Raw genomic sequence first — 26,549 nt, forward strand, 5'->3', positions numbered from 1 at the left:
GTGTCAGGGAGTGAAACGTTGAATCGCCGGGATCTGGCCCTGCTCACCGCCGTGGCGAACGAGCGCTGCGAGATCGTGCCGGGCTCGCAGCCGGTGATGTTCGTGGACGGCCGCAGGTTCTGCGACGCCGACGCCGCGCGCCGGCTGGTGCGTGCCGGCCTGGTCGCCCAGCCGGGTCTCGGCTCGGGCCGCTGGCCGGCCCGGCTGACCGACGCGGGCGCGGCCGAGCTGGCCCGCGCCCGGCATCCAACGGCCCGCGCCAGCTAGACACTAGAACCGGGGGGCGCGCTTCTCCAGGTGAGCGGCGACCCCCTCGCGGACGTCGGGCAGGCCGAAGCCGTAGAACTCCATCGCCAGCGAGGCGTCGAAGGTGGGACCGGCCTGCCGGTACCAGTTGTTCAGCGCGTTCTTGGTGAACCGCGTGGCGGTCACCGAACCGGCGGCCAGCCGCTGGGCCACCTCGAGCGCGCGGTCCGCGAGCGCGTCGTCGTCCACGCACAGCGAGACCAGGCCGATCCGCTCGGCCTCCTCGCCGGACAGCGCCTCGCAGGTGAGCAGGTAGTACTTGGCCTTGGCCATGCCGCACAGCAGCGGCCAGCAGATCGCCGCGTGGTCGCCGGCAGCCACGCCCAGCCGGGTGTGCCCGTCGACGATCTTGGCGCGGCGGCCGGCGATGGAGACGTCGGCGAGCAGAGCGACCACCAGGCCGGCGCCGACCGCCGGGCCGTTGATCGCCGACACGATCGGCGTGTCGCAGTTGATCAGGTTGTAGACCAGGTCCCGGGCCTCGTGGAACACCCGGGTGCGGACGGCCGGATCGGCGGTCATCTCGTTGATCATGTCGAACGAGCCGCCGGCCGAGAACGCCTTGCCCGCGCCGCGTACCAGCACCGCCCGCACGCTGGCGTCCTTGTGGATCACCGGCCAGATCTCGGCCAGCTCGGCGTGCATGGGTGCGCTGACCGCGTTCAGGTTCGGCCCGTCCAGCAGGATCTCCAGGATTCCGTCCGCCGGGCGGGAGAACTTGAGCGTGGAAAACGCGGCGTACCGGTCGGTCATGGCGGTCCCTTCGGATGAACGCGCGGAAAAGGCTGGCCGTCAGCGTCGACGAGCGGCGTACGTTCGAGGTATGGCTGTCGAGCTGAACCATACGATCGTGGCCAGCCGTGATCCCAAGGCGGCGGCCGAGGACTTCGTCGAGTTGTTCGGGCTGGCGGGACCGCAGTCGTTCGGGCCGTTCCAGGTGGTCGAGGTGGCCAACGGGGTGAGCCTGGACTTCATGAAGGCCGACGACACCCCCAGCCAGCACTACGCGTTCCTGGTCAGCGAGGACGAGTTCGACCAGATCTACGGCCGGATCAAGGAGCGCGGGCTGGCGCACTGGGCCGACCCGATGCAGTCCCGCCCCGGCGAGATCAACCACAACGACGGCGGGCGCGGCGTCTACTGGAACAGCCCGGACGGGCACTACCTGGAGATCATCACCCGGCCGTACGGCAGCGGTGGTTAACGCGCGGTGAGCCGCCGTCCGCGTTAACGTGCGGCGGTGAGCTACGAGACGATCGAGACCGAGCGCGACGGAGCGGTACTGATCATCCGGCTGAACCGGCCGGACCGGCTGAACGCCTACACCACGCAGATGTGCGAGGACCTGATCAGCGCCTACGACGCGGCGGACGCGGACAACGACGTCAAAGCGATCGTGGTCACCGGCAACGGGCGCGCGTTCTGCGCCGGCGCCGACCTGGAGTCCGGAGGGAAGACCTTCGACCGCACCGACCGGGACTGGCACCGCGACTCCGGAGGGGTGCTGAACCTGCGCACCTTCGAGTGCTCCAAGCCGGTGATCGCGGCGATCAACGGCCCGGCGGTCGGTGTGGGCGCGACCATGACGCTGCCGATGGACATCCGGGTGGCTTCCGAGACGCTCAAGATGGGTTTCGTGTTCGCCCGGCGGGGCATCGTGGCCGACGGCTGCGCCAGCTGGTTCCTGCCCCGCGTGGTCGGCATCTCCCAGGCGCTGGAGTGGACGCTCTCCGGCCGGGTGTTCGGGCCGGAGGAAGCGGTCAAATCCGGGCTGGTGCGCAGCGTGCATCCGGCCGACGAAGTGCTCCCGGCCGCGCTGGAGCTGGCCAGGGAGATCACCGAGAACACCTCGGCGGTGTCCGCGACGCTGAACCGGCAGATGATGTGGCGGGCGCTCGGCGCGGACCACCCGATGGAGGCGCACCGGGTGGAGTCCTGGGCGCTGCACTTCGCCGGGGCCAGCGCGGACGCCCGGGAGGGCGTGGAGTCGTTCCTGGCCAAGCGGCCGCCGAACTACCCCGGCCGCGTGCCGGCCGACCTGCCCCCCGACTACCCCTGGTGGCCGGACCGCGAGTTCAAGCCGCTGTAGCCGCCCGGCGCGGCGCGAAACCGGGTCGACGTAGTGACATGCGCACGCGACCATAGGACGGTTTGCGCCGACACCCGGGGGGACATGTGACCGACGCGGCGACGCCGCTGCTCAGCCACCGCCAGATCCTGACCATCATCGCCGGCCTGGTCGTCGGCATGTTCCTCGCCGCGCTGGACATGAACATCGTGGCGACCTCGATCCGGGTGATCGCGGACGACCTGAACGGGCTCACCCTGCAGGCCTGGGCGACCACCGCCTACCTGGTCACCTCCACCCTGACCACGCCGCTCTACGGCAAGCTCTCCGACCTCTACGGGCGCCGGCCGGTGTTCCTGTTCGCCATCGGGCTGTTCCTGGCCGGCTCGCTGACCTGCGCGTTCGCCGGGTCGATGTACCAGCTGGCGGTGTTCCGCGCGATCCAGGGGCTGGGCGGCGGCGGGCTGTTCTCGCTGGCCCTGACCATCCTCAGCGACATCGTCGCGCCCCGGGACCGCCCGCGCTACCAGGGCTACTTCACCGCCATGTTCGCCGCGTCCAGCGTGCTCGGGCCGCTGGCCGGCGGCCTGTTGGCCGGCCAGGAGTCGATCCTGGGCATCGCGGGCTGGCGCTGGGTGTTCCTGGTCAACCTGCCGATCGGGCTGGTCGCGCTGGTGATTGTGGCGCGGGTGCTGAACATCCCGCACACCCGCCGGTCGCGGCGGGTGGACTGGCCGGGCGCGCTGGCCCTGGCGCTGGGCCTGGTTCCGCTGCTGGTGGTGGCCGAGCAGGGCCGGCAGTGGGGCTGGGGTTCGGCCGCCTCGGTGGGCTGCTTCGGGATCGGTGCGGTCGGGCTGGTGCTGTTCGTGCTGAACGAGCGGCGGTACGGCGAGCACGCGCTGCTGCCCCTGGAGTTCTTCCGGAACCGGACGTTCGGGCTGGGCACCGCGGCGTCGATGGTCATCGGCGTGGCCATGTTCGGCAGCACCGCCGCGCTGCCGCTCTACCTGCAGATCGCCAAGGGCGCCAGCCCGACCGAGGCCGGCCTGCTCACCCTGCCCATGGTGTTCGGCCTGATCTGCATGTCGCTCACCGCCGGCCGGATCATCTCCCGCACCGGCCGGCTGCACCGCTGGCCGCTGCTCGGCGTCACCCTGATGATCGCCGGCCTGGGGCTGCTCGCCGCCGTGGACGCGCACACCTCGTTCCGCTGGGTCGCCGTGTTCATGGCGCTGTTCGGCATGGGGCTCGGGGCGTCGACCCAGCCGATCGGGCTGGCCGTGCAGAGCGCCATGCCGGTCACCAGTCTGGGCGTGGCCACCTCCTCGGTGACCTTCTTCCGGCAGGTCGGCGGCACGCTGGGTACGGCGGTGTTCCTGTCCATACTGTTCGGCACGGTGTCCGGGAAGATCACCGAAGCGTTCCGCGCGACCGCCGGCTCACCCGATCTGGCGGCCGCGCTGGCCGACCCGTCGGTGCGCGCGGACCCGGTGGACCGGCCGATCCTGGACGCGGTCGCGTCCGGCACGCCGGGCTCCGTCTCGCTGGACGACACGTCGTTCCTGAACCACCTCGACCCCCGGCTGGCCCAGCCGTTCCTGGACGGGTTCGCCGCGTCCATGTCGCTCACCTTCGCGACCGGCGCGGCGGTCCTGGTGCTCGCCTGGACCCTGGTCCTCCTGATGCCCGAGGTCCCGTTGCGCGCCAAGTCCGCCCTCGAGCTCCGCCGCGACGCCGAACACCCCCACCCCGCCGATTCAGTCCCCTGAGCACCCCGATTCAGTGCCTCCAGCACCCCGGTTCAGTGCTTTCAGCACGCCGGTTCAGTGCTTTCAGCACCCCGGTTCAGTGCTTTGAGCACGCTGGTTCAGTCACTTTGGGCTGCAGAACTGACTGAATCACCCTGCCAAAGGCACTGAATCAGGGTGGGGGTTAGTGCTCGGGGGTGGTTTTGGCGCGGTCCCAGGAGCGGCGGATTTCGGCCTCGGCTTCGGTGCGGCCGACCCATTTTGCGCCTTCGACGCTCTTGCCCGGCTCCAGGTCCTTGTAGACCTGGAAGAAGTGCTCGATCTCCAGCTTGTCGAACTCGGCCAGGTGGTGGATGTCCCGCAGGTGCTCCTGGCGCGGGTCGGACGCGGGCACGCAGAGCACCTTGTCGTCGCCGCCCTTCTCGTCCCGCATGCGGAACATGCCGATGGCCCGGCAGCGGATCAGGCATCCGGGGAAGGTCGGCTCCTGGACCAGCACCAACGCGTCCAGCGGGTCGCCGTCCTCGCCCAGGCTGTCGTCGATGAACCCGTAGTCGGCCGGGTACTGGGTAGCGGTGAACAGCGTCCGGTCAAGCTTGATGCGGCCGGTCTCGTGGTCCATCTCGTACTTGTTCCGGACTCCCTTGGGAATCTCGATGGTGACGTCGAAGTCCACGTGACTCGCTGGTCCTTTCAGTGGCGTAGGAATGTGTCTTCTAGTGTGGTGCACGGGTCCGGAGGCAGGGAGGACGGGTGCGCGCACTGCTGGACCGGGTGACCGGTCTGCTCAAGCTGCCGTGGCAACGGCGCACCACGGTACTGGTCTGCTCTTCGCTGGTCGTGGTGATTGCGCTGGTGCTCACCGGTGTGACGCTGCTCAACCGCAAGCCGGAGCGGCCGCCCCCGCCGCCGCCCGCGCTGGCGCTGCGCGCGCTGGCCGCCGACGCGCCGACCCCGACCAACTCCGGGCTGTCCACCGCGCTGAACAAGGCGGTCAACGCCAGCGCACTGGGCACCCTCACCGGCGAGGTGACCGACCCGGCCACCGGCAAGGTGCTCTGGTCGCGCAACCCGGACAAGCCGTTGACCCCGGGCTCGGCGTTCAAGCTGCTCACCATGGCGGCGGTGCTGCTGTCCGTCGACCCGAGCACCCGGCTGACCACCAAGGTGGTGGCCGGGGACACCCCGGACTCGGTGATCCTGGTCGGCGGCGGCGACCCGACCCTGTCCTCGCTGTCGAAGGACAAGAGCTCGGTATACCCGGGTGCGGCCAAGCTGGACACGCTGGTGGCCACGGTGAAGAACGCCCACCCGGAGCCGATCCGCACGGTCAGCGTGGACACCAGCATGTTCGACGGCGACACCATGGCTCCCGGCTGGGAGAAGGTGGACATCAAGGACGGCAACTTCACCCCGATCGGGCCGCTGATCCTGGACGGCGGGCGCACCAAGCCCGACGAGGTGAACCCGCCGCGCACCCCCACCCCGGCCCAGGACGCCGGCAAGCTGTTCGCCCAGCGCATCGGCGCGGACCCGACGAAGATCGAGACGAAGGTGGCCACGCACGGCGCCCCGGTGCTCGGCGAGATCAGCTCGCCGCCGATCAGCGACCTGGTGGACAACGCGATGCGCATCTCGGACAACGTGCTGGCCGAGGCGCTGGGCCGGCAGGTCGCCCTGGCCCGGGGGGCGGACCCCTCGTTCGACGGCGCGGCGAGGGCGGTGCACGACACGCTGGCCGAGGCCGGGTTCGACCTGACCGGGGTGAAGGTGGTGGACGGCAGCGGCCTCTCCACCGAGAACCGCGCCTCGGCCAAGCTGCTCGGGCAGATCCTGGCGGTGGCCAGCGGGCCGACCTCGGACCCGAGGGCGGTCCGCCTGCGCCCGCTGCTGGCCGGCCTGCCGGTGGCCGGCGGGGACGGCACCCTGTCCGAGCGGTTCACCGGTGACTCGGCCGACGCCCGCGGCCTGGTGCGGGCCAAGACCGGCACGCTCACCGGGGTCAGTTCGCTGGCCGGGATGGTCACGGACAGCGATGGGCGGGTGCTCACCTTCGCGCTGATGTCCAACGGCACATCACCGGCCGACGCCCGCCCGAAACTCGACGCCATCGCATCCGTCCTGCGCAACTGCGGTTGTAAGTAACCCCACGTACCGTGTTGGGGTGGTGGTTGAAACGCAGGAGACCCAGGCCGGACTGCCCGTCGACTGGGAGCTGGCGGCCCGCACCGCCGCCCGGCTGATGCCGGCGGGGCCCAGCGTGGACCGGGCGCTGGCGCAGCGGGCCGTGGACCTGCTCCGCGCCGACGCCGCGATCGCCGAGGGCCACGTGCGGGAGATCACCGGCCTGGGCGGGGGCCTGCCCCTGCTGCCCGCCGACGTGGTCGACCGGCCGGCCTGGGCGCACGCCGCCACCGCCGGGATGGCCGCGCTGACCAGCGGGGCAAGGCTTCCGGCGGTGCCCGCCACGGCGCGCAAGCTGACCGCCACCACGGCCGGCCTGCAGGCCGGCGCGCTGCTGTCCTACCTGGGTAGCCGGGTGCTCGGCCAGTACGACCCGTTCGGCGGGCCGGACGGCGAGGGCCGGCTGCTGCTGGTCGCGCCGAACGTGGTGGCCGCGCAGCGGGCGCTGGACGTTTCGCTGGACGACTTCGCGCTGTGGGTGTGCCTGCACGAGGCCACCCACCGCCTGCAGTTCACCGCCGTGCCGTGGTTGCGCGACTACTTCGCCGCCGAGGTCACCGGGTTCCTCTCCGCCGCCGAGACCAGCGCCACGGGCCTGCTGGAGCGGCTGCCCAAGGTGTTCGCCGAGGCGCGCGGGGTGCGCGACTCGATGAGCCTGGTCGAGCTGCTGCAGGGACCCGAGCAGCGGGCCATGCTGGACCGGCTGCTCGCCCTGACCACGCTGCTGGAGGGGCACGCGGACCACGTGATGGACGCCGTCGGCCCGGCCGTGGTGCCCAGCGTGTCGACCATCCGCGCGCGGTTCACCGCCCGCCGCCGGGGCGGCGGCCTGCTGGACCGGGTGCTGCGCGCGCTGCTCGGCGTGGAGGCGAAGATGCGCCAGTACGCGGTCGGCGCGGCGTTCACCGACGCGGTGGTCGACCGGGTCGGCATGGCCGGGTTCAACCGGGTGTGGACCGCCCCTGAGACGCTGCCCACCCGGGCCGAGCTGGCCGACCCGGACGCTTGGGTGCGCCGGGTGCACGGCGGTTGACCGGTGCGGCTCTCACCTGAAGTCGCGGCGGTGCGCACGGCGGTGCGGGCCGCGCTCAACCAACTGCCCCCGGAAACCCCGCTGCTCGTCGGCTGCTCCGGGGGCGCGGACTCGTTGGCCCTGGCGCTCGCGGCGGTCGCCGTGTGGAGTGGTCCGGTGCACGCCGCCGTGGTCGACCACGGTCTGCAGGAAGGCTCCGCCGAGCACGCGGAACGGACGGCGAAGCTGCTGGTCGAGCACGGCATTGCGGCCGAACCGGTGCCGGTTCGGGTGACCGGGGCCGGTGGCACGGAGGCGGCCGCCCGGCGGGCCCGCTACACCGCACTGCGCGCCGCTCGGCCCACCGAACACAGCCCGGTGCTGCTCGGGCACACCCTGGACGACCAGGCGGAGACCGTGCTGCTCGGGCTCGGCCGGGGTTCCGGCGCGCGTTCGCTGGCCGGGATGCGGGTGTGGCGGGACCCGTGGTTGCGCCCCCTGCTCGGGATTCGCCGGGCCACCACGCGCGCGGCCTGCACAGCCCTCGGCGTGCCGGTGTGGGACGACCCGCACAACGCCGACCCCCGCTTCACCCGGGTCCGGCTGCGCACCGAGGTGCTGCCGCTGCTGGAGGACGTGCTGGCCGGCGGGGTCGCCGACGCGCTGGCCCGCACGGCCGGGCAGCTGGCCGAGGACGGTGAGGCGCTCGACGTATGGGCCGGCCGCGCCCAAGCCGCGTGCGGCCCGACAAAAGAGGGTGATGAAACTCTCGATGCTCAGGTGTTGGCCAGATACCCGGCGGCGGTCCGCCGCCGGGTGCTGCGCTCCTGGTTGCTCGGCCTCGGCGTGCCCGAACTCGGCGAAGGGCACCTGCGCGGCTGCGACGATCTGGTCGGCCGCTGGCGCGGCCAGGGGGCCGTGGCGCTGCCCGGAGGCTTGGAGCTGACCCGCCGACATGGCAGGCTGCGTCTCGACCGTGCCGAGTGGGACCGGCCGGATTGAGGAGGGGCGCAGGCTTGTACGACGGTGACATCGCTTCCGTCTTAATCACCGAGCAGCAGATCCGAGACAAGACCGACGAGCTGGCCAAGCAGGTGGGGGACGACTACCGGGAGCGGTGCCCCGGTACCGGCCGGGCCAGCGACCTGCTGCTCGTCGGCGTGCTCAAGGGCGCGGTGATGTTCATGACCGACCTGGCCCGGGCGCTGCCCCTGCCGGTGCAGCTGGAGTTCATGGCGGTCAGCTCGTACGGCTCGGCCACGTCGTCTTCGGGCGTGGTGCGCATCCTCAAGGATCTGGACCGGGACATCGCCGGCCGGCACGTACTGATCGTCGAGGACATCATCGACTCGGGCCGGACGCTGTCCTGGCTGCTCAAGAACCTGGAGGCGCGCAACCCGGCCTCGCTCGAGGTGTGCACGCTGCTGCGCAAGCCGGACGCGGTGAAGGTGGACGTGACGGTCGGCTACGTCGGCTTCGACATCCCGAACGAGTTCGTCATCGGTTACGGCCTGGACTACGCCGAGCGCTACCGGGACCTGCCCTACATCGGCACCCTCGACCCGAGCGTCTACGCCTGACAAACGACTCGGCGCCCACCCCGTGAACCGGGTGGGCGCCGAGTCGGTGTGGGTGGACGCTCAGAGCAGGCCGGCGTGGAACGGTCCGCCTTCGACCAGGTGGATGGGCTCCAGGTCGTCGCGGTTGTCATTGGCGTAGCTGAGGGCTTTGTTTAGGTCGACCACGCCGTTGCTGCCGGGGGCGGGGAGCAGGTTCAGGGTGGAGAGCAGGCCGAAGGCCTTGCCGTCGGCGGTCATGAATCCGCTGCCCGAGTCGCCGGGCACGCCGGGGGTGAGGGTGACCACCTCGTGCGACCAGCCGTTGCCGCCCTCGCCGAGCACGGTTCCCGTCTTCGGGGACAGCGCCGCGATGCCGCCCCGCGCGCTGGAGTTCTGGTAGCTGTAGACCATCGAGCCGACGCCGACCGGGCCGTCCTGCAGGCCGGTCGGGCCACCGAACTTGGGCACCGTGGAGGTGACCTTGCCCTCGTCCTCGTCGGCGATCTCGACCAGCGCGAAGTCGTTGAACGCGCAGACGTCCTTGTTCTTCTCGCCGTTCTCGTGCATGGCCAGCCAGGAGTTGTAGACCAGCTTGCCGGGCTTGCTGGCGCCGTCGATCTTCACCTCGGTGCCCAGGGGCAGCGACTTGGAGGTGCAGCCGTCGGTCTCGGTGGCCTCGCCGGTGCCGGTGCAGTGCGCGGCCTGGCCGATCAGCACCTTGTCACCGGCCTTGAAGATGAAGTTGGAGGTGCACTGGCCGGCCTCGGACCGGGTCATCACGCCGGGGTGGATCGGCTTCGCGTCGTCCGCGAGTGCAGTACCGGGGGCCGCGACCGATGTGACGGCCGCGATTATCGCGGCGCTTGCCAAACAACGGAGAGCGGTCATCTAGGACTCCTGGCGACGATCCGGCGTGGTCAGTGCGCGCACGAACACCACGATTGCTCGTGGTTCGTAACTGCCCTAACGACGGACGTCGGCCGCGGATACCGGCCCGATCCGGTGACATATCAGAACGTGACCTGAGCCGGTCGGGAACCCACCCGGGCGGCCCCGCGTTCAGTTCATGACTACCCAGCCGTAACCGGTGAGCAGACCGACAGACGTTCGCCGGAATGGGCCGGTACGCTGGGTACTCTCGGGTGTGCCGTGCCCGGGCGTACGCAGGAGGGTCGAGGCCCGGAGGCCACAGCTGCATGGATCGCAAGCGTCTGCTCCGTAACCCGCTGACATGGATCTTGGCGGCGTTGCTTCTATATGTCTTGTTCAGTCAGTTCTTCGACGACACCAAGGGATACTCCCAGGTCCCGACGTCGCAGGCGCTGACCCAGGTCGCCACCGGGAACGTCACGAACGCGGTGATCGAGGACAAGGAGCAACGGCTCCGGCTGGACCTGAAGAACAAGATCCCGGCGGCCAACGGCAAAGAGCAAGTCCAGACCGACAAGGTCATCACCCAGTACCCGATCGGCGGCAGCGACCAGGTCTTCCGGGCGCTCACCGACTCGAAGGTCAACTTCAACACCGAGGTGCGGCAGGAGTCGTTCCTCACCCAGCTGCTGATCTACCTGGTGCCCATGGGGCTGATCCTGCTGCTGCTGTTCTGGATCATGAACAGCGCGCAGGGCGGCGGCAACCGGGTGCTCTCCTTCGGCAAGTCGAAGGCGAAGCAGCTGTCCAAGGACATGCCTAAGACCACCTTCGCCGACGTGGCCGGGGCGGACGAGGCCGTCGAGGAACTGCACGAGATCAAGGACTTCCTGCAGAACCCGGGCCGCTACCAGGCGCTGGGCGCGAAGATCCCCAAGGGCGTGCTGCTGTACGGCCCGCCGGGCACCGGCAAGACCCTGCTGGCCAGGGCGGTCGCCGGCGAGGCCGGGGTGCCGTTCTACTCGATCTCCGGCTCGGACTTCGTGGAGATGTTCGTCGGTGTCGGCGCCAGCCGGGTGCGTGACCTGTTCGAGCAGGCCAAGCCGAACGCGCCGTGCATCATCTTCGTGGACGAGATCGACGCGGTCGGCCGCCAGCGCGGCGCCGGCCTGGGCGGCGGCCACGACGAGCGCGAGCAGACGCTGAACCAGCTGCTGGTCGAGATGGACGGCTTCGACGCGCGCGGCGGCATCATCCTGATCGCGGCGACCAACCGGCCGGACATCCTGGACCCGGCGCTGCTGCGCCCGGGCCGGTTCGACCGGCAGATCCCGGTCGGCGCGCCCGACTTGGCCGGTCGCCGGGCCATCCTGAAGGTGCACGCCAAGGGCAAGCCGTTGGCCACCGACGCCGACCTGGACTCGCTGGCCAAGCGGACCGTGGGCATGTCCGGCGCCGACCTGGCCAACGTGATCAACGAGGCCGCCCTGCTCACCGCGCGGGAGAACGGCCAGCTGATCAACGCGGAGTCGCTGGAGGAGGCGGTCGACCGGGTCATCGGTGGGCCGCGCCGCAAGAGCCGGATCATCTCCGAGACCGAGCGCAAGCTCACCGCCTACCACGAGGGCGGGCACGCCCTGGCCGCGTGGGCGATGCCGGACCTGGAGCCGGTGTACAAGCTGACCATCCTGCCCCGGGGCCGCACCGGCGGGCACGCGTTGGTCGTCCCCGAGGACGACAAGGGCTTGATGACCCGCTCGGAGATGATCGCCCGGCTGGTCTTCGCGATGGGCGGGCGCAGCGCCGAGGAGCTGGTCTTCCACGAGCCCACCACGGGCGCGTCCAGCGACATCGACCAGGCGACGAAGATCGCCCGCGCGATGGTCACCGAGTACGGCATGAGCGCGCGGCTGGGCGCGGTGCGCTACGGCACCGAGCACGGCGACCCGTTCCTCGGCCGCACAATGGGAACCCAGCCGGACTACTCGATCCAGGTGGCCCAGGGCATCGACGAGGAGGTGCGCGCGCTGATCGAGGCGGCGCACACCGAGGCCTGGGAGATCCTGAACACCTACCGGGACGTGCTGGACAGCCTGGTCTTCGAGCTGCTGGAGAAGGAGACGCTGGTCCGCAAGGACCTGGAGCGGATCTTCGCCGGGGTGACCAAGCGCCCCCGCATCACCGCGTTCAACGACTTCGGCGGCCGCACCCCGTCGGACAAGCCGCCCATCCAGACGCCGGCCGAGCTGGCCAAGGAGCGCGGCGAGCCGTGGCCGCCGGTGGACGAGACGGCCGAGCCGGAGGAGCAGCCGGAGCCGGACCGCGAGCCCGCCCCGGTGGGCGGTGCTCCGACGCCCGCCGAGGGCACGCCGGAAACCAGCGCGAACGGTGGTCCGCACGCCGGTCCGAACGGCCAGACGGGCGGCTCGTCCCGCCCCTACGGCGGCGCGAAGCCGGAAGGCCCGGTGCCGCCCAACTACGGCGCCCCGCCCAACTGGCGGCCGGCGACCGTGCCGAGGGGCCAGGAGTGGCCGCCGCCCAGCAACAAGTGGTCGGACTCGGATGGCTCGGACGGCGCGGCCGAGCGGGACAAGCGCTGAGGCCGGCACCATGACCGGCCCGTTAGCCAACAGCGCAGCCCCGCCCGACCCGGCCACCAACGGTGCCCAGGCGCGTGGCCCCTCCGTGCCGGGACGCGGCGCGTTCGACCGGGAGCGGGCCGAGGCCGCCGTTCGCGAACTGCTCTACGCGATCGGTGAGGACCCGGACCGCGAGGGCCTGGTGGAGACCCCTCGCCGGGTGGCCAAGGCCTACGAGGAGATGTTCGGCGGGCTGTACGAGGACCCGGACGACGTGCTGGCCAAGACGTTCGCCGAGGACCACGAGGAGCTGATCCTGGTCCGGGACATCCCGATCTACAGCGTGTGCGAGCACCACCTCGCGCCGTTCCACGGCATGGCCCACGTGGGGTACATCCCCTCGGTGGACGGCCGGGTGACCGGGCTGTCCAAGATCGCCCGGCTGGTCGACCTCTACGCCAAGCGCCCGCAGGTGCAGGAACGGCTGACCGCCCAGGTGGCCGACGCCCTGGTGCGCCGGCTGGCCCCGCGCGGGGTGATCGTGGTGATCGAGGCCGAGCACCTGTGCATGGCCATGCGGGGCATCCGCAAGCCCGGTTCGCGCACCACCACGTCGGCGGTCCGGGGGCAGTTCAAGGGCAACGCGGCCTCCCGGGCGGAGGCGCTGGCACTGATCAGGGGACGCTGATGGGCGGGCTGCCCCGGCCGGGGCGGTGCGCGGTGCTGGGCATCCTCAACGTCACGCCCGACTCGTTCTCCGACGGCGGGCGGTTCTCCGGCCTGGACGACGCGGTGGCGCACGGGCTGCGCCTGCACGAGCTGGGCGCGGACCTGGTGGACGTCGGCGGCGAGTCCACGCGGCCCGGTGCGCACCGGGTGGCCGCGCCGGAGGAGGCCGACCGGGTGCTGCCGGTGATCCGCGCGCTGTCCGCCGAGGGTGTGCCGTGCAGCGTGGACACCATGCGCGCGCGGGTGGCCGAGGCGGCGCTGGACGCGGGGGCCCAGGTGGTGAACGACGTTTCCGGCGGGATGGCCGACCCGGCGATGGCGAAGGTGGTCGCCGCCGCCGGGGTGCCGTGGATCCTGATGCACTGGCGGGGGCACAGCGACCGGATGGCCGACCTCGCGGTGTACCGGGACGTGGTCGCCGAGGTGCGGGACGAACTGCTGGCCCGGGTGGATGCGGCGGTGGCGGCCGGGGTCGACCCGTCCCGGCTGGTGATCGACCCGGGCATCGGCTTCGCCAAGCGCCCGCCGCACGACTGGGCGCTGCTCAAGCGGCTGGACGCGCTGGTCGAGCTGCCCTTCCCGGTGCTGGTCGGGGTGTCCCGCAAGAGCTTCCTGGGCCGGCTGCTGGCCGGGGTGAACGGTCCGCCGGAGAAGCCCCGCCCGCCGGCCGGCCGGGAGGTGGCCACCGCGTCGATCTCCGCACTGGCGGCGGTGGCCGGGGTGTGGGGCGTGCGGGTGCACGACGTGGCGGCCACCGCCGACGCGATCGCCGTCGGCGAGGCCTGGCGCGCTGGCGGGCAGCCCGCATGACCGATCGGATCGTGCTGACCGGGTTGCGGGTTCGCGGGCACCACGGGGTCTTCGAGCACGAGCGGCGGGACGGCCAGGACTTCGTGGTCGACCTGGCCGTGTGGGCCGACCTGGCGCCGGCCGGCGCGTCGGACACACTGGAAGACACCCTGGACTACGGCGCGCTGGCCCAGCTGGCCGCCGACATCGTGGCCGGGCCGCCCTACCGGCTGATCGAGGCGGTGGCTGGGAAGATCGCCGGCGAGGTGCTGGCCTGGGACAAGCGGATCGAGTCGGTCGAGGTCACCGTGCACAAGCCGGGCGCACCGATCCCGCTGGACTTCGCCGACGTGGCCGTGGTGGTGCGGCGGGGCCGTGACTGAAGCGGTTTTGTCGCTGGGTTCGAACCTGGGGGACCGGCTGGCGTACCTGCGCCTGGCCGTCGCCGGGTTCGCCGGTGAGCTGGTGGCGGTGTCCCCCGTGTACGAGACCGCCCCCTGGGGTGGTGTCGAGCAGCCGGACTTCCTGAACGCGGTGCTGGTCGCCAGCGCGGACGGCCGCGACGAGTGGGGTTGGCTGCGCCTCGGGCAGGAGCTGGAGGCCCGCGCGGAACGCGTGCGTGAGGTGCGCTGGGGGCCGCGCACGCTGGACGTGGACGTGGTCGCCGTGCGGGGACCCGACGGGCCGGTCTGCTCCCGGGACCCGAAACTGCTGCTGCCGCATCCGGGAGCGGCCACCCGGAACACCGTGCTGCGCCCGTGGCTGGACATCGAGCCGGACGCTTCGTTGCCCGGGTACGGTTCGGTGGCCTCGCTCCTCGCAGGGCTCGGCGAGGACGGCCTGCGCCGGCGGGACGACCTGAGGCTGGCGCCGTGAAACCGACCCGGTTGCCCGAGCTGCTGGCCGTCGCGGCCGCCGTCACCGTGGTGGCCTACCTGGGCGTGCGGCTGGTTTACGCCTCGCTGCCGGCCATCCCGCCGCTGGCCGGGGTGACCCTGCTCGGGCTGGCCGCGATCGAGGCGGTGCTCGGCCACATCATCAAGGCGCGGATCGAGGGCAAGCCGGGTACCCGCCCGGTGCGGCCGCTGTCCGCCGCCCGCGCGGTGGCGCTGGCCAAGGCGTCCGCGCTGGCCGGGGCGATCATGGCCGGGGTGTGGCTGGGGCTACTGGTCTACCTGTTGCCCAAGCAGGCCGAGCTGGAGGCGGCGGTGGCGGACACCCCGGGCGCGGTGGTCGGCCTGGTCTGCGCAATCTCGCTGGTGGTCGCCGCGCTGTGGCTGCAGCACTGCTGCCGTGCCCCGACCGGGCGGAACGACCGCGATCAGGAGCACGGCGACCGGCGCTGAGAATCGCGGCTCGCTACGCTGCTCGGCAATGTCGTATCCATCTAACGACCCGGGCGGCGCCACGCTGCAGTACCGGCATCGCGTGCGCCGCGAGCGGCGCGGCGTGTTGGCCACCGTGCTGGGCATCGTCGTGCTGGGCATCTGCGGGCTCATGGTGTTCGGCTTCATGGTGCGCGAGATGGGGCCGGCCGGGGTCGTGGTCGGCACCCTGGGGGCGCTGCTGCCGGTCGGGCCGGTGGTCTGGGCGTTCCTGTGGATGGACCGGTGGGAGCCGGAGCCACCCCGGTTGCTGCTGGTGGCGTTCCTGTGGGGGGCGTGTTTCGCCACGCTGGCGGCGCTGATCCTGAACAGCAGCGCCGAGTGGGCGACCATGGTGCTGCTCGGCGACGCCAGCGCGGGCATCGGAGCGGTATTCATCGCGCCCTGGGTGGAGGAGTTCTTCAAGGGCGCGTTCCTGATCGGCCTGTTGATGTTCCGCCGCCGGGAGTTCGACGGCGTGCTGGACGGCGTGGTGTACGCCGGCGTGGTCGGCGCTGGATTCGCGTTCACCGAGAACGTGCTCTACCTGGGCCAGGCCTTCGGGTCCGGGGTGGACGCCGGGCAGAGCGGGCTGCTGCTGGCCACCCTGGTGATGCGCGGGGTGATCTCACCGTTCGCGCACCCGCTGTTCACCTCGATGCTGGGCATCGCGCTGGGCGTGGCGACGAACCTGCGGTCGGTATTCGGCCGGATCGCGCTGCCGGTGGTCGGCTACCTGGCGGCGGTGTTCCTGCACGCCTGCTGGAACGCGTCGGCGTCGTTCGCCGACGGCGAGGCGCTGGTCGTGGTGTACGCGCTGATCATGTTCCCGGTGTTCGTGTTCGTCGTGGGACTGGTGCTCTACCTGCGGCGACGCGAGCAGCGGATCATCGCCGCCGAGCTGCCCGGGTTCGCCGCCGCCGGCTGGATCGCCCAGAGCGAGGTGCGGCTGCTGCAGAGTCTGGCCGGGCGGCGCGGCTGGTTGCGCGCGGTTCGCCGGCGGTCCGGGGAAACCGTGGCGGGGGCCGTGCGCGAGTATCAGGCGGCGGTCACCGAACTGGCCATCCTGCGGCACCGGATGGCCCGCGGTTCGCTCGGCCCGGACGCCCGGGAGTGGCACGACGAGGTGTTGGCCGACGTGCTGGCCAGCCGGGCCAAGGCGGTCGGCCAGCCGGACGCCCTGCACGCCGCCTGGGGGCGTCGCCTGCCGCCGCCCGGCTGGGCGCCACCACCCCCGCCCCCGCCGGGTTACGTCCCACCCCGCCCGACCGGCCCGCCGTATCCGGGCGTTCCGAGGGCCGGCGCGCCGCGCACACCTGGCCCGCTGGCCGGCTCGCCGTATCCGCCCGGTCCGCGGACCGGCCCGCCGCATCCACCCGGACCGTCGTTCCCGGCCGGACGGCCGCCAGGTCAGGACCGCTCACCCGGTCCGGGCGCGGCCCAGCCAGGCGGAGGGCCGGGTCACCGGCCCGCTCCGGGTTCGACCCAGCCGTCGGATGCGGCCCAGCCGCCGGGCGCGGCCCAGCCGCCGCCAGGTCCGGGGACGCCACCGTTCTCCGGGAGCGGCCCTGGCCATCGGCCGGCCAGCCCACCCTCGTCAAATCAGTAACTTCAGTCACTAGCGAAAACTTTCGCACCAGCAAGGTGGTCGCCCCTCAAAGCACGGTTGCCGCTTCCGGCATCAAAACGGCGTTACCCATGCCGGAAGCGGCAACCGCGGTTTCCGTAGCCCCAAGCTCTCTTGTGACGTGTGTGACGAGGGCGGGTGAAGCCGGTCACCTGCTGTGGCGGGCGGGTGAGCGGCCGCTCTACCGTTTCGGTCGCCGGCCGGGCACGGTCGGCCACCGTCTGGTACCCACCGAGCGAGTGGGACTGGAACGAGCAGGGAGTACGCAATGACGCACGCTTCCGAGCGCGCAGCGCGCCTTGGCGTGGGAGTGGTTTCCGCCGGCCGGGTGGGTTCGGTCCTCGGCGCCGCGCTGGCCGCCGCCGGCCACCAGATCATCGCCACCTCGGGTGTCTCCCGGGCTTCGGTCAAGCGGGCCGAGGCGCTGCTGCCCGACGTGCCGCTGCGGCCGCCGGACGAGGTGGCCCGCCAGGCCGACCTGGTCGTGCTCGCGGTGCCGGACGACGTGCTGCCCGGGCTGGTCACCGGGCTGGCCTCGGCCGACTGCTTCCGGCCGGGGCAGATCGTGGTGCACACCTCGGGCGCGTACGGCGTCGGCGTGCTGGAACCGGCGGCCCGGCACCGCGTACTGCCGCTGGCGCTACATCCGGTGATGACCTTCACCGGCCGCGCCGAGGACGTGCAGCGGCTGGCCTCCTGCTCGGTCGGGGTCACCGCCGAGGAGGCGGACGAGGCGGCCTGGAGCGTGGGCGAGGCGCTGGTCGTGGAGATGGGCGCGGAGCCGGTCCGAGTGGCCGAGCGCGTCCGGCCGCTCTACCACGCGGCGATCGCGCACGGGGCGAACCACCTGGCCACGCTGGTCGCCGACGCGGTGCAGACGCTGCGCCAGGCCGGCGTGGAGCCGGCCGAGCGGCTGGTCGCGCCGCTGCTGTCCGCCGCGCTGGACAACGTGCTGCGGCACGGCGACCGCGCGCTCACCGGGCCGGTGGCCCGGGGCGACGTCGGTACGGTGCGCAAACACCTCGGCGAGCTGTCCCGGCACGCCCCCGAGCTGATCGACAGCTACCGCACCCTGGCCGAGCGCACCGCCCACCGGGCCGCCGGTGCCGGGCTGCTGGACGAGCACGCCGCCGCCGACGTTCTTGCCGCGCTGAAGGAGCACTAGAGCGATGCCGACCGCGACCAGGGATTTCACCGCCGGCCAGCTCACCGTGCACGACGACCCGGCGCGGCTGAGCAAGGTCACCGGCACGCTGCGGGCCGCCGGGCGCGGCGTCGCGCTGGTACCCACCATGGGCGCGCTGCACGCCGGCCACGTGGAGCTGATCAGACACGCCCGGCGCGCGCCGGGGGCCACCGTGACCGCAGTGTCGATCTTCGTGAACCCGCTGCAGTTCGGCCCGAACGAGGATCTGGCGCGCTACCCGCGCACCATGGAGGCGGACCTGGAGATCTGCCGCCGGGAGGGCGTTGAACTGGTCTTCGCGCCCACCGTGGACGCCATGTACGGCGAGAACCAGCAGATCAGCGTGCACCCCGGCCCGTTGGGCGGGCAGCTGGAGGGCGCGCACCGGGCCGGCCACTTCGACGGCGTGCTGACCGTGGTGACCAAGCTGTTCGGCATCGTCGCGCCGCGGCTGGCCTACTTCGGCGAGAAGGACTACCAGCAGTTGGTGCTGGTGCGCCGGATGGCCCGCGAGCTGAACCTGGGTGTGGACGTGATCGGCGTGCCCACCGTGCGCGAGCGGGACGGGCTGGCCCTTTCCTCGCGCAACGTCTACCTGGACGCGGAGCAGCGGCGCCGGGCGGTGGCGCTGTCCGCCGCACTCACCGCCGGCCGGCACGCGGCCACGGCCGGCGCGGAAGCGGCCCTGGAGGCCGCGCGTGAGGTGCTCTCCGCCGAACCCGGGCTGGACGTGGACTACCTGGCCCTGCGCGACCCCGAGCTGGGCCCCGCGCCGGACCAAGGCCCGGCGCGGATGCTCGTCGCCGCTCGCCTGGGCACCACCCGACTGATCGACAACATCGGCGTCAACCTGGGACAACCCGTCAGGAGTTACCAGTGATGTTCACCCGCAACATGCTCAAGTCCAAGATCCACCGGGCCACGGTCACCCAGGCCGACCTGCACTACGTCGGCTCGGTCACCGTGGACCAGGACCTGATGGACGCCGCCGACCTGCTCGCCGGCGAACACGTGCACATCGTGGACATCACCAACGGCGCGCGGCTGGAGACCTACGTGATCCCGGGCGAGCGGGGCACCGGGGTGATCGGGATCAACGGCGCGGCAGCGCACCTGGTGCACCCCGGTGACCTGGTCATCCTGATCTCCTACGCCGCCATGGACGACGCCACCGCGCGCACCTACCGGCCCCGCGTGGTGTTCGTGGACGCGGACAACCGCCAGGTGGAGCTGGGCACCGACCCCGGCCACGCGCCCGAGGGCTCCGGCCTGTTGCACGGATCTACGCAGTGCTGCTCTGCGTAGACATAGGCAACACCCAGGTCTCCCTGGGCCTCTATGAGGACAGCGATAGCGAGGAGACCCCGAGGCCGCCGCTGTTGCGCCAGTGGCGGATGCGCACCGACCCCCGGATGACCGCCGACGAGCTACAGGTGGCCATCACCGGCATGGTCGGCTCGCACGCCGACGAGATCACCGGGGTGGCCGCCCTCTCCACCGTGCCGCCGCTGCTGCGCGAGCTGCGCCAGCTCGCCGACGGCATGCGCGAACGGGTGCACTCGGTGATCGTCGGTCCCCGGGTGCGCACCGGCGTGCCGATCCTGGTGGACAACCCCAAGGAGGTCGGCGCGGACCGGGTGGTGAACACGCTGGCCGCGCACCGGCTGTTCGGCACCCCGGCGATCGTGGTCGACTTCGGCACCTCGACCAACATCGACGTGGTCTCCCCGAAGGGCGAGCTGCTCGGCGCGGCGATCGCCCCCGGCATCGAGATCTCCGCCGACGCGCTGGCCGCCCGGGCCGCCGCGCTGACCAACGTGGAACTGGTCCGCCCGCGCGCGGCGATCGGCAAGAACACCGTGGAATGCCTGCAGGCCGGGATCCTTTTCGGCTTCACCGGCCAGGTGGACGGCCTGGTCCGCCGGATCAAGGTCGAGCTGGAGACCGAGTACAAGGTCGACCCGGCCACGGTCACCGTGATCGCCACCGGCGGGCTGGCCTCCCTGGTCGTCGCCGAGTCGGAGACCATCACCGAGCACGTGGACGACCTCACCCTGCTCGGGCTGCGCCTGGTCTACCTGCGCAACATGCGCACGGTCACGGTGCGCAGCGGCATGTCGAACTCCTCGCCCAGCTCCGGCCGCCCGGCCAGGTAGCCGCGCACCCGCGCGAACACCTCTTCGCGTTCCTCCGGGCTGCTGATCAGTGCCCAGGAGTGGGTGCCCAGCGTGGCGACCAGGGATTCCGCCGTGAGCCGCCGGGAGTGCGTGAACTCCTGCCGCCCGCCCTCGTCGAACGACTCGTGCTCCAGCATCGCCCGGGGCCGCCGCCCGCCTTGCGATACGCCGGGCACCCGCCGGTCCAGCGAGGTGACCTGGACCAGCCCGGCCACCCAGGCCTCCGAGTCGTCCTCGTAGTTCCACAGCCCGGCCAGCACACCGCCCGGCCGCAACACGCGCGCCAGCTCATCGCCCGCCCGGGCCGGGTCGAACCAGTGGAACGCCTGGCCGACCAGCACCGCGTCCACCGAGGCGTCCGGCAGCGGGATGCTCTCGGCACTGCCGGCCAACGCCCGCACCTCGGGCAGCCGCTCGCGCAGCACGGCCAGCATCTGCTCGTCCGGCTCCACCGCGACCACCTCGGCCCCCGGGCGGCGGACCAGCGAGGCGGTCAGCTTCCCGGTGCCGGCCGCCAGGTCCAGCACCCGGCCTCCGGGCGACCCCAGCGGCGCAAGTGCCCAGTCGATGGCGGTGTCCGGGTAGCTGGGCCGGTGGGCGTCGTACTCCCGTGCGGCGGATCCGAAGGAACGGCGGCGCAGCTGCAACTGATCATCCGGCACGGAGCCGACCCTACGCCGGGGCCGCTGAGCGGGCGCGTGGGTTTCGCGGGTCCGCGGCTCGTCGCCGGTGCGGGTTGGTGCCGAGCGAGGGGTGGTGGCGGTGCCGGCTCCCGGGCGTGATCGTCAACTGTGGCGTTAGAGCGTCGATTTTCGATGCTGTACCGCCACAGACAGCGATCAAGGTCGGTACATCACGGCTCGAGTGGCACGGCTCACGATCACGATCATGGCGGACCTGGGCGCCCACCAGACCGCGACCCGGCCGCACCCGGGCCGCGGCAGACAGCCCACGCCGCGCCGTCCAGGCCGATCCTAAAATCGGGCGACTCGTTGGGGTAATCGCGGGCCGAGTGGCATGCCGGCGGAAAAGCGCTGGTGAGTAGTCAGTACCGTTGTGCGGCGTGACGAATGACGTACCGCCCGACGCTTCTCCCGATGCGGATCTTCCCGAGCAGATCAGGGTGCGCAGGGCCAAGCGCGCGGCCATGCTCGACGATGGCATCGACCCTTATCCCGTGGTGTTGCCGCGCACGCACACCCTGAGCGAAGTCCGGGATGCGCATCAGGGGCTCGAGCCGGATACCTCCACCGGTGAACTGGTCGGTGTTGCCGGCCGGGTGATGAACCTGCGCAATACCGGGAAGCTGTGCTTCGCGGAACTCCGTTCCGGCGATGGGACTTCCCTTCAGGCAATGCTCAGCGTGGCCAGTGTAGGGGTCGAGGAGTTGGCCCGCTGGAAGGCGCGGGTCGACCTCGGGGATCACGTTTTTGTACACGGTGAGGTCATCACTTCGCGGCGCGGAGAACTGTCCGTGCTGGCCGACGAATGGGCGATGGCGGCGAAGTCCGTTCGGCCGTTGCCGGTCGGCCACAAGGACCTGTCCGAAGAGACGCGGGTGCGTCAGCGATACGTCGACCTGGTGATGCGTTCGCAAGCCCGGGATACTGTACGGAACAGGGCGACGGCCGTCCGTGCGCTGCGTCACACACTGCATAACCGGGGATTCCTCGAAGTAGAGACCCCGATGCTGCAGTTGTTGCAAGGTGGCGCCACCGCGCGTCCCTTTGTTACACACTCGAACGCTCTGGACACCGATCTGTTCTTGAGGATCGCACCCGAGTTGTACCTCAAGCGCGCCGTGGTCGGTGGCATCGAACGGGTCTTCGAGATCAACCGGAACTTCCGGAACGAGGGCATCGACTCCACGCACTCGCCGGAGTTCGCCATGCTGGAGGCCTACGAGGCCTACGGCAGCTACGACACGATGGCCGAGCTCACCCAGACCCTGGTGATGGACTGCGCGCGCGAGGTGTACGGCTCCACCGTGGTGACGCACGCGGACGGCAGCGAACACGATCTCGGCGGCAAATGGCGCGAGATCACGCTGTTCGGCGCGGTCTCCGAGGCGGTGGGTGAAGAGGTAACCCCGGACACCCCGGAGAGCGAGCTGCGCCGGATCGCCGCCCGGCACGAGGTGGAGATTTCCGATAGCGACACGGCGGGGCAGATTGCCTTGGAGCTGTTTGAGAAGCTGGTCGAGCATAACTTGATCGAGCCAACATTCGTCCGGGACTACCCTATCGACGTTCGGCCGCTGACCAGGGCACATAGGGATAATCCCCGGCTCGCGGAAGCCTGGGACCTGTATGTCTTCGGCGTCGAGCTGGCCACGGCCTATTCCGAGCTGGTTGATCCGGTGGTACAACGGGAACGTCTGGAGGCGCAGTCTCGGTTGGCGCATCGGGGGGACGACCAACCGATGCCGGTCGATGAGGACTTCCTTAGAGCTCTGGAATACGGAATGCCGCCGAGCGGCGGGATGGGAATGGGGATCGACCGGCTCCTGATGACCCTGACCGGTCTCGGTATCCGGGAGACGATCCTTTTTCCGCTGCTCCGTCCGGAATGACGCACCGAGAGAGCGACCCGACTCGACATAGCGTGGAAATTAGGGCTATTCTCGCGACCAGGACTCCACGACCAGGTCAGGCAGAGAGACCAGCGGCGGGCGAGTGCGGATAATCGTTGGAAAAGTTACTGGAGGGCTGCCAAAGTGGCACAGAAGGTCACAGTTTCGCTCATTGACGACCTCGACGGCGACCGGGCGGACGAGACCGTCGAGTTCGGGTTGGACGGCAAGAACTACGAGATTGATCTGTCCACCGGCAATGCGGACAAGCTGCGTGAAGCCCTCGCCTCCTACGTCGCCGCCGCCCGCAAGCCGGGTGGCCGGCGCCGCGGCGGTGGCGCCGCCGCCGCGGGTGCCGCGGCCGCGCGCCGGCCGTCCGTCGACCGCGAGCAGAACCAGGCCATCCGGGACTGGGCGCGCAAGCGCGGCATGAAGGTTTCCGACCGGGGCCGCATCCCGGCCGACGTCCTGGAGGCGTACCACCAGGAGAACTGACGGCCCTCCGCCGCTCAGCCAGCCACGCACGTACTCGAACGGGTGTGTTCGCGCACAGCGGACACACCCGTTCGGCGTCTGGAATGCATGCTGGTGACCGGGCGTTGAACGGGGCGAGGCCACCGCGAGACATGCTTAAACCATGCGCACGCAGCGGTAGGTGCGGTTTGGCCGATACAGTGTTCTTACGGTGTGGCCAGCACGATGGGCCCGCGCCGGGTACAGCTGCACAGCAGTGTCAGTCAGGGGAGTGCGAATGTTCGAGAGGTTTACCGACCGCGCGAGGCGGGTGGTCGTCCTGGCCCAGGAAGAGGCCAGGATGCTCAACCACAACTACATCGGCACCGAGCACATCCTGCTGGGCCTGATCCACGAGGGTGAAGGCGTCGCCGCCAAGGCGCTGGAGTCGCTGGGTATCGCCCTGGAGGGCGTGCGCCAGCAGGTCGAGGAAATCATCGGCCAGGGTCAGCAGGCACCGAGCGGGCACATCCCCTTCACGCCGAGAGCGAAGAAGGTCCTGGAGCTGTCGCTGCGCGAGGCGCTGCAGCTCGGGCACAACTACATCGGCACCGAGCACATCCTGCTCGGCCTGATCCGCGAGGGCGAAGGCGTCGCGGCCCAGGTGCTGGTGAAGCTGGGCGCCGACCTGAACCGGGTGCGCCAGCAGGTGCTCCAGCTGCTCTCCGGCTACCAGGGCAAGGAGCCGGCCGAGGCCAGCGGTGGCCGGGGTGAGGGCACCCCGTCCAGCTCGCTGGTGCTGGACCAGTTCGGCCGCAACCTGACCCAGTCGGCCCGGGAGGGCAAGCTCGACCCGGTGATCGGCCGGGAGAAGGAAATCGAGCGGGTCATGCAGGTGCTGTCCCGGCGCACCAAGAACAACCCGGTGCTGATCGGCGAGCCCGGCGTCGGCAAGACGGCCGTCGTCGAGGGCCTGGCCCAGATGGTGGTCAAGGGCGAGGTCCCGGAGACGCTCAAGGACAAGCAGCTCTACACGCTGGACCTCGGCTCGCTGGTCGCTGGCAGCCGCTACCGGGGTGACTTCGAAGAGCGCCTGAAGAAGGTGCTCAAGGAGATCCGCACCCGGGGCGACATCATCCTGTTCATCGACGAGATCCACACCCTGGTCGGCGCGGGCGCCGCCGAGGGCGCGATCGACGCGGCGAGCATCCTGAAGCCGATGCTGGCCCGGGGCGAGCTGCAGACCATCGGCGCCACCACGCTGGACGAGTACCGCAAGTACGTGGAGAAGGACCCGGCCCTCGAGCGCCGGTTCCAGCCGATCCAGGTGGGCGAGCCGTCGGTCACGCACACCATCGAGATCCTCAAGGGCCTGCGGGACCGCTACGAGGCGCACCACCGGGTCACCATCACCGACCCGGCGCTGGTCGCCGCGGCCACCCTGGCCGACCGGTACATCAACGACCGGTTCCTGCCGGACAAGGCGATCGACCTGATCGACGAGGCCGGCGCGCGGATGCGCATCCGCCGGATGACCGCACCGCCGGACCTGCGCGAGTTCGACGAGAAGATCGCCAACGTGCGCCGGGACAAGGAGTCCGCGATCGACGCGCAGGACTTCGAGCGCGCCGCCCACCTGCGGGACAGCGAGAAGCAGCTGCTGACCCAGAAGGCCGAGCGGGAGAAGCAGTGGAAGTCCGGTGACCTGGACGTCGTCGCCGAGGTGGACGACGAGCAGATCGCCGAGGTGCTGGCCAACTGGACCGGTATCCCGGTGTTCAAGCTCACCGAGGAGGAGACCACGCGTCTGCTCCGCATGGAGGAGGAGCTGCACAAGCGGATCATCGGCCAGGAGGATGCGGTCAAGGCCGTCTCCCAGGCGATCCGCCGCACCCGCGCCGGGCTGAAGGACCCGAAGCGCCCGTCCGGCTCGTTCATCTTCGCCGGCCCGTCCGGTGTGGGTAAGACCGAGCTGTCCAAGGCGCTGGCCAACTTCCTGTTCGGCGAGGACGACGCGCTCATCCAGATCGACATGGGTGAGTTCCACGACCGGTACACCGCGTCGCGGCTGTTCGGTGCTCCTCCGGGCTACGTGGGCTACGAGGAGGGCGGCCAGCTCACCGAGAAGGTGCGCCGCAAGCCGTTCTCCGTGGTGCTCTTCGACGAGATCGAGAAGGCGCACCAGGAGGTGTACAACACGCTGCTGCAGGTGCTCGAGGACGGCCGCCTGACCGACGGTCAGGGCCGCACGGTGGACTTCAAGAACACCGTGATCATCTTCACCTCGAACTTGGGCACGCAGGACATCTCCAAGGCGGTGGGCCTGGGCTTCGCGCAGGGCAACGACGAGGCGTCCAACTACGAGCGCATGAAGACCAAGGTCAACGACGAGCTGAAGAAGCACTTCCGCCCGGAGTTCCTGAACCGGATCGACGACATCATCGTGTTCCACCAGCTCACCGAGGAGCAGATCGTCTCCATGGTGGACCTGATGATCGGCCGGGTCGAGGCCCAGCTGAAGAACAAGGACATGGCGATCGAGCTCACGCCGGACGCGCGCAAGCTGCTGGCCCGCCGGGGCTTCGACCCGGTCCTGGGCGCCCGGCCGCTCCGCCGCACGATTCAGCGCGAGATCGAGGACCAGCTGTCCGAGAAGATCCTGTTCGGCGAGGTGGAGGCCGGCCAGATCGTCATCATCGACGTGGAGGGCTTCGACCCCGAGGACAAGACCCGCACCGCGCAGGACAAGGCCCGCTTCGTCTTCCGGGGCGAGCCCAAGCCGGCGGTGTCCGTGCCCGACGCGGTTCCGGCCGGGCTGGGCGAGGAGTAACCCCACAGCTGATTCAGTGACTTCAGCACGCTGATTCAGTCACTTCAGCACACGGCCGGCCCCGGACCACACCAAGGTCCGGGGCCGGCCGTTTTGTTCGGGGGCCGGCTGGGTGGCGGCGGTCCGGTGCGTGGTCGGGCTGAGGGCGCTTGGACGGCGCGGCGTGGGTGGTCTGCCGTGGCTTGGCAGCGGCCCCGTCGCGTTTGGCTACACGAAGTAACGGTTGGCCGGCCCCAGGCCGGCTTCCATCCGTCGCGCCGAGGGCATGATCGTCGACTGTGGTGGTTCAGCCTCGAAAATCGACGCTAAACCACCAGAGACGGCGATCAACCTATCGCTGAACCGGTCACGGTCTGTGCCCAGGCCCAATGTAAACGCAACGGGCCGCACCCAAGCCACAGCAGACGACCCACGCCGCGCCGTCCGAGCCGTCGTAGACCGGCACCGCACCCAAACCGACACCGCCCACCCGACGTGGGTTTGTGCGTGCAACGGG

At 70.9% G+C, this 26,549-nt stretch carries 26 protein-coding genes; 22 read left to right on the top strand and 4 right to left on the bottom strand.

Annotation, left to right across the window (positions count from 1 at the left end; all coding sequences use genetic code 11):
- The first annotated feature begins 18 nt into the window (after positions 1 to 18).
- Positions 19 to 267, top strand: a complete 249-nt coding sequence (locus ABEB12_RS32645; protein ID WP_345703334.1) for a hypothetical protein — start codon at positions 19 to 21, stop codon at positions 265 to 267.
- Positions 268 to 270: 3 nt separating this feature from the next.
- Here ABEB12_RS32645 and ABEB12_RS32650 read toward each other — a convergent pair whose 3' ends face one another.
- A complete protein-coding gene (locus ABEB12_RS32650; protein ID WP_185063511.1) occupies positions 271 to 1,059 on the bottom strand; it encodes an enoyl-CoA hydratase/isomerase family protein in 789 nt (262 codons plus the stop codon).
- Positions 1,060 to 1,129: 70 nt separating this feature from the next.
- On the opposite strand from ABEB12_RS32650, the gene ABEB12_RS32655 reads away from it, so the two are divergent.
- The 3 genes from ABEB12_RS32655 to ABEB12_RS32665 all read left to right on the top strand — a co-directional run bounded on the left by ABEB12_RS32655 (position 1,130) and on the right by ABEB12_RS32665 (position 4,143).
- Positions 1,130 to 1,510, top strand: coding sequence for a VOC family protein (locus tag ABEB12_RS32655; RefSeq protein ID WP_185063512.1), 381 nt, complete (start codon positions 1,130 to 1,132; stop codon positions 1,508 to 1,510).
- Between the two features lie 36 nt (positions 1,511 to 1,546).
- The gene (locus tag ABEB12_RS32660) at positions 1,547 to 2,395 is read left to right on the top strand and encodes an enoyl-CoA hydratase-related protein (protein ID WP_185063513.1); all 849 of its coding nucleotides are present in this window, start codon (positions 1,547 to 1,549) and stop codon (positions 2,393 to 2,395) included.
- A gap of 86 nt (positions 2,396 to 2,481) precedes the next feature.
- Complete coding sequence (locus tag ABEB12_RS32665) at positions 2,482 to 4,143, top strand: MFS transporter (RefSeq protein WP_185063514.1); 1,662 nt, start codon at positions 2,482 to 2,484, stop codon at positions 4,141 to 4,143.
- A 163-nt stretch (positions 4,144 to 4,306) separates the two neighbouring features.
- Here the strand turns inward: ABEB12_RS32665 and ABEB12_RS32670 are convergent, their stop codons facing one another.
- On the bottom strand, positions 4,307 to 4,798 hold the full coding sequence (locus ABEB12_RS32670) for an inorganic diphosphatase (protein ID WP_185063515.1): 492 nt from the start codon (positions 4,796 to 4,798) through the stop codon (positions 4,307 to 4,309).
- A 77-nt stretch (positions 4,799 to 4,875) separates the two neighbouring features.
- Between ABEB12_RS32670 and dacB the strand changes: the two genes are divergently transcribed.
- From dacB to hpt, 4 genes are read left to right on the top strand one after another with little or no spacing between them, the layout of a single operon-like run.
- A complete protein-coding gene (gene dacB / locus ABEB12_RS32675; RefSeq protein WP_185063516.1) occupies positions 4,876 to 6,267 on the top strand; it encodes a D-alanyl-D-alanine carboxypeptidase/D-alanyl-D-alanine endopeptidase in 1,392 nt (463 codons plus the stop codon).
- Positions 6,268 to 6,289: 22 nt separating this feature from the next.
- Positions 6,290 to 7,339 carry a zinc-dependent metalloprotease gene (locus ABEB12_RS32680; protein ID WP_425572297.1) on the top strand — a complete coding sequence of 350 codons (1,050 nt, stop codon included), beginning with the start codon at positions 6,290 to 6,292 and terminating at the stop codon, positions 7,337 to 7,339.
- Between the two features lie 3 nt (positions 7,340 to 7,342).
- Positions 7,343 to 8,320 carry a tRNA lysidine(34) synthetase TilS gene (gene tilS, locus ABEB12_RS32685; protein WP_185063518.1) on the top strand — a complete coding sequence of 326 codons (978 nt, stop codon included), beginning with the start codon at positions 7,343 to 7,345 and terminating at the stop codon, positions 8,318 to 8,320.
- Between the two features lie 14 nt (positions 8,321 to 8,334).
- Positions 8,335 to 8,898, top strand: a complete 564-nt coding sequence (gene hpt / locus ABEB12_RS32690) for a hypoxanthine phosphoribosyltransferase (RefSeq protein ID WP_185063519.1) — start codon at positions 8,335 to 8,337, stop codon at positions 8,896 to 8,898.
- Between the two features lie 60 nt (positions 8,899 to 8,958).
- On the opposite strand, the gene ABEB12_RS32695 is transcribed toward hpt, so the two are convergent.
- Positions 8,959 to 9,654: a serine protease gene (locus ABEB12_RS32695; protein ID WP_185063520.1), complete on the bottom strand. Its 696-nt coding sequence runs from the start codon at positions 9,652 to 9,654 to the stop codon at positions 8,959 to 8,961.
- Between the two features lie 419 nt (positions 9,655 to 10,073).
- Between ABEB12_RS32695 and ftsH the strand changes: the two genes are divergently transcribed.
- From ftsH to ABEB12_RS32750, 11 genes are all read left to right on the top strand, one after another.
- Positions 10,074 to 12,347, top strand: a complete 2,274-nt coding sequence (gene ftsH / locus ABEB12_RS32700; RefSeq protein WP_185063521.1) for an ATP-dependent zinc metalloprotease FtsH — start codon at positions 10,074 to 10,076, stop codon at positions 12,345 to 12,347.
- Positions 12,348 to 12,357: 10 nt separating this feature from the next.
- Positions 12,358 to 13,014: a GTP cyclohydrolase I FolE gene (folE, locus tag ABEB12_RS32705; RefSeq protein ID WP_185063522.1), complete on the top strand. Its 657-nt coding sequence runs from the start codon at positions 12,358 to 12,360 to the stop codon at positions 13,012 to 13,014.
- Complete coding sequence (folP, locus tag ABEB12_RS32710; protein WP_185063523.1) at positions 13,014 to 13,865, top strand: dihydropteroate synthase; 852 nt, start codon at positions 13,014 to 13,016, stop codon at positions 13,863 to 13,865. The genes folE and folP overlap by 1 nt, the downstream gene beginning before the upstream one ends.
- Positions 13,862 to 14,227: a dihydroneopterin aldolase gene (gene folB / locus ABEB12_RS32715; RefSeq protein ID WP_185063524.1), complete on the top strand. Its 366-nt coding sequence runs from the start codon at positions 13,862 to 13,864 to the stop codon at positions 14,225 to 14,227. Before folP ends, folB begins: the two co-directional genes overlap by 4 nt.
- Positions 14,220 to 14,720 (top strand): 2-amino-4-hydroxy-6-hydroxymethyldihydropteridine diphosphokinase, encoded by a 501-nt coding sequence (gene folK, locus ABEB12_RS32720; RefSeq protein WP_185063525.1) that lies wholly within the window; start codon positions 14,220 to 14,222, stop codon positions 14,718 to 14,720. The genes folB and folK overlap by 8 nt, the downstream gene beginning before the upstream one ends.
- Positions 14,717 to 15,190 (top strand): DUF3180 family protein, encoded by a 474-nt coding sequence (locus ABEB12_RS32725; protein WP_185063526.1) that lies wholly within the window; start codon positions 14,717 to 14,719, stop codon positions 15,188 to 15,190. The genes folK and ABEB12_RS32725 overlap by 4 nt, the downstream gene beginning before the upstream one ends.
- Positions 15,191 to 15,218: 28 nt before the next feature.
- Positions 15,219 to 16,817 (top strand): PrsW family glutamic-type intramembrane protease, encoded by a 1,599-nt coding sequence (locus ABEB12_RS32730; protein ID WP_185063527.1) that lies wholly within the window; start codon positions 15,219 to 15,221, stop codon positions 16,815 to 16,817.
- A gap of 286 nt (positions 16,818 to 17,103) precedes the next feature.
- On the top strand, positions 17,104 to 18,000 hold the full coding sequence (locus ABEB12_RS32735) for a DUF2520 domain-containing protein (protein ID WP_185063528.1): 897 nt from the start codon (positions 17,104 to 17,106) through the stop codon (positions 17,998 to 18,000).
- Positions 18,001 to 18,004: 4 nt separating this feature from the next.
- Positions 18,005 to 18,901: a pantoate--beta-alanine ligase gene (panC, locus tag ABEB12_RS32740; protein ID WP_185063529.1), complete on the top strand. Its 897-nt coding sequence runs from the start codon at positions 18,005 to 18,007 to the stop codon at positions 18,899 to 18,901.
- The gene (panD, locus tag ABEB12_RS32745; protein ID WP_185063530.1) at positions 18,901 to 19,326 is read left to right on the top strand and encodes an aspartate 1-decarboxylase; all 426 of its coding nucleotides are present in this window, start codon (positions 18,901 to 18,903) and stop codon (positions 19,324 to 19,326) included. Before panC ends, panD begins: the two co-directional genes overlap by 1 nt.
- Positions 19,311 to 20,177 carry a type III pantothenate kinase gene (locus ABEB12_RS32750; RefSeq protein WP_185063531.1) on the top strand — a complete coding sequence of 289 codons (867 nt, stop codon included), beginning with the start codon at positions 19,311 to 19,313 and terminating at the stop codon, positions 20,175 to 20,177. Before panD ends, ABEB12_RS32750 begins: the two co-directional genes overlap by 16 nt.
- Here ABEB12_RS32750 and ABEB12_RS32755 read toward each other — a convergent pair.
- Positions 20,096 to 20,860, bottom strand: a complete 765-nt coding sequence (locus ABEB12_RS32755) for a methyltransferase domain-containing protein (RefSeq protein WP_185063532.1) — start codon at positions 20,858 to 20,860, stop codon at positions 20,096 to 20,098. The two genes, ABEB12_RS32750 and ABEB12_RS32755, sit on opposite strands and share 82 nt — an antisense overlap.
- A gap of 401 nt (positions 20,861 to 21,261) precedes the next feature.
- On the opposite strand from ABEB12_RS32755, the gene lysS reads away from it, so the two are divergent.
- The 3 genes from lysS (at position 21,262) to ABEB12_RS32770 (ending at position 26,053) form a co-directional block, all read left to right on the top strand.
- On the top strand, positions 21,262 to 22,770 hold the full coding sequence (gene lysS, locus ABEB12_RS32760; protein ID WP_185063533.1) for a lysine--tRNA ligase: 1,509 nt from the start codon (positions 21,262 to 21,264) through the stop codon (positions 22,768 to 22,770).
- Between the two features lie 144 nt (positions 22,771 to 22,914).
- Complete coding sequence (locus tag ABEB12_RS32765) at positions 22,915 to 23,265, top strand: Lsr2 dimerization domain-containing protein (protein WP_185063534.1); 351 nt, start codon at positions 22,915 to 22,917, stop codon at positions 23,263 to 23,265.
- A 256-nt stretch (positions 23,266 to 23,521) separates the two neighbouring features.
- The gene (locus tag ABEB12_RS32770) at positions 23,522 to 26,053 is read left to right on the top strand and encodes an AAA family ATPase (protein WP_185063535.1); all 2,532 of its coding nucleotides are present in this window, start codon (positions 23,522 to 23,524) and stop codon (positions 26,051 to 26,053) included.
- The last annotated feature ends 496 nt before the right edge of the window (positions 26,054 to 26,549 follow it).

Origin of the sequence: Actinospineispora eucalypti (assembly GCF_039543365.1) — a bacterium.
Classification (GTDB): Bacteria; Actinomycetota; Actinomycetes; order Mycobacteriales; family Pseudonocardiaceae; genus Pseudonocardia; species Pseudonocardia eucalypti.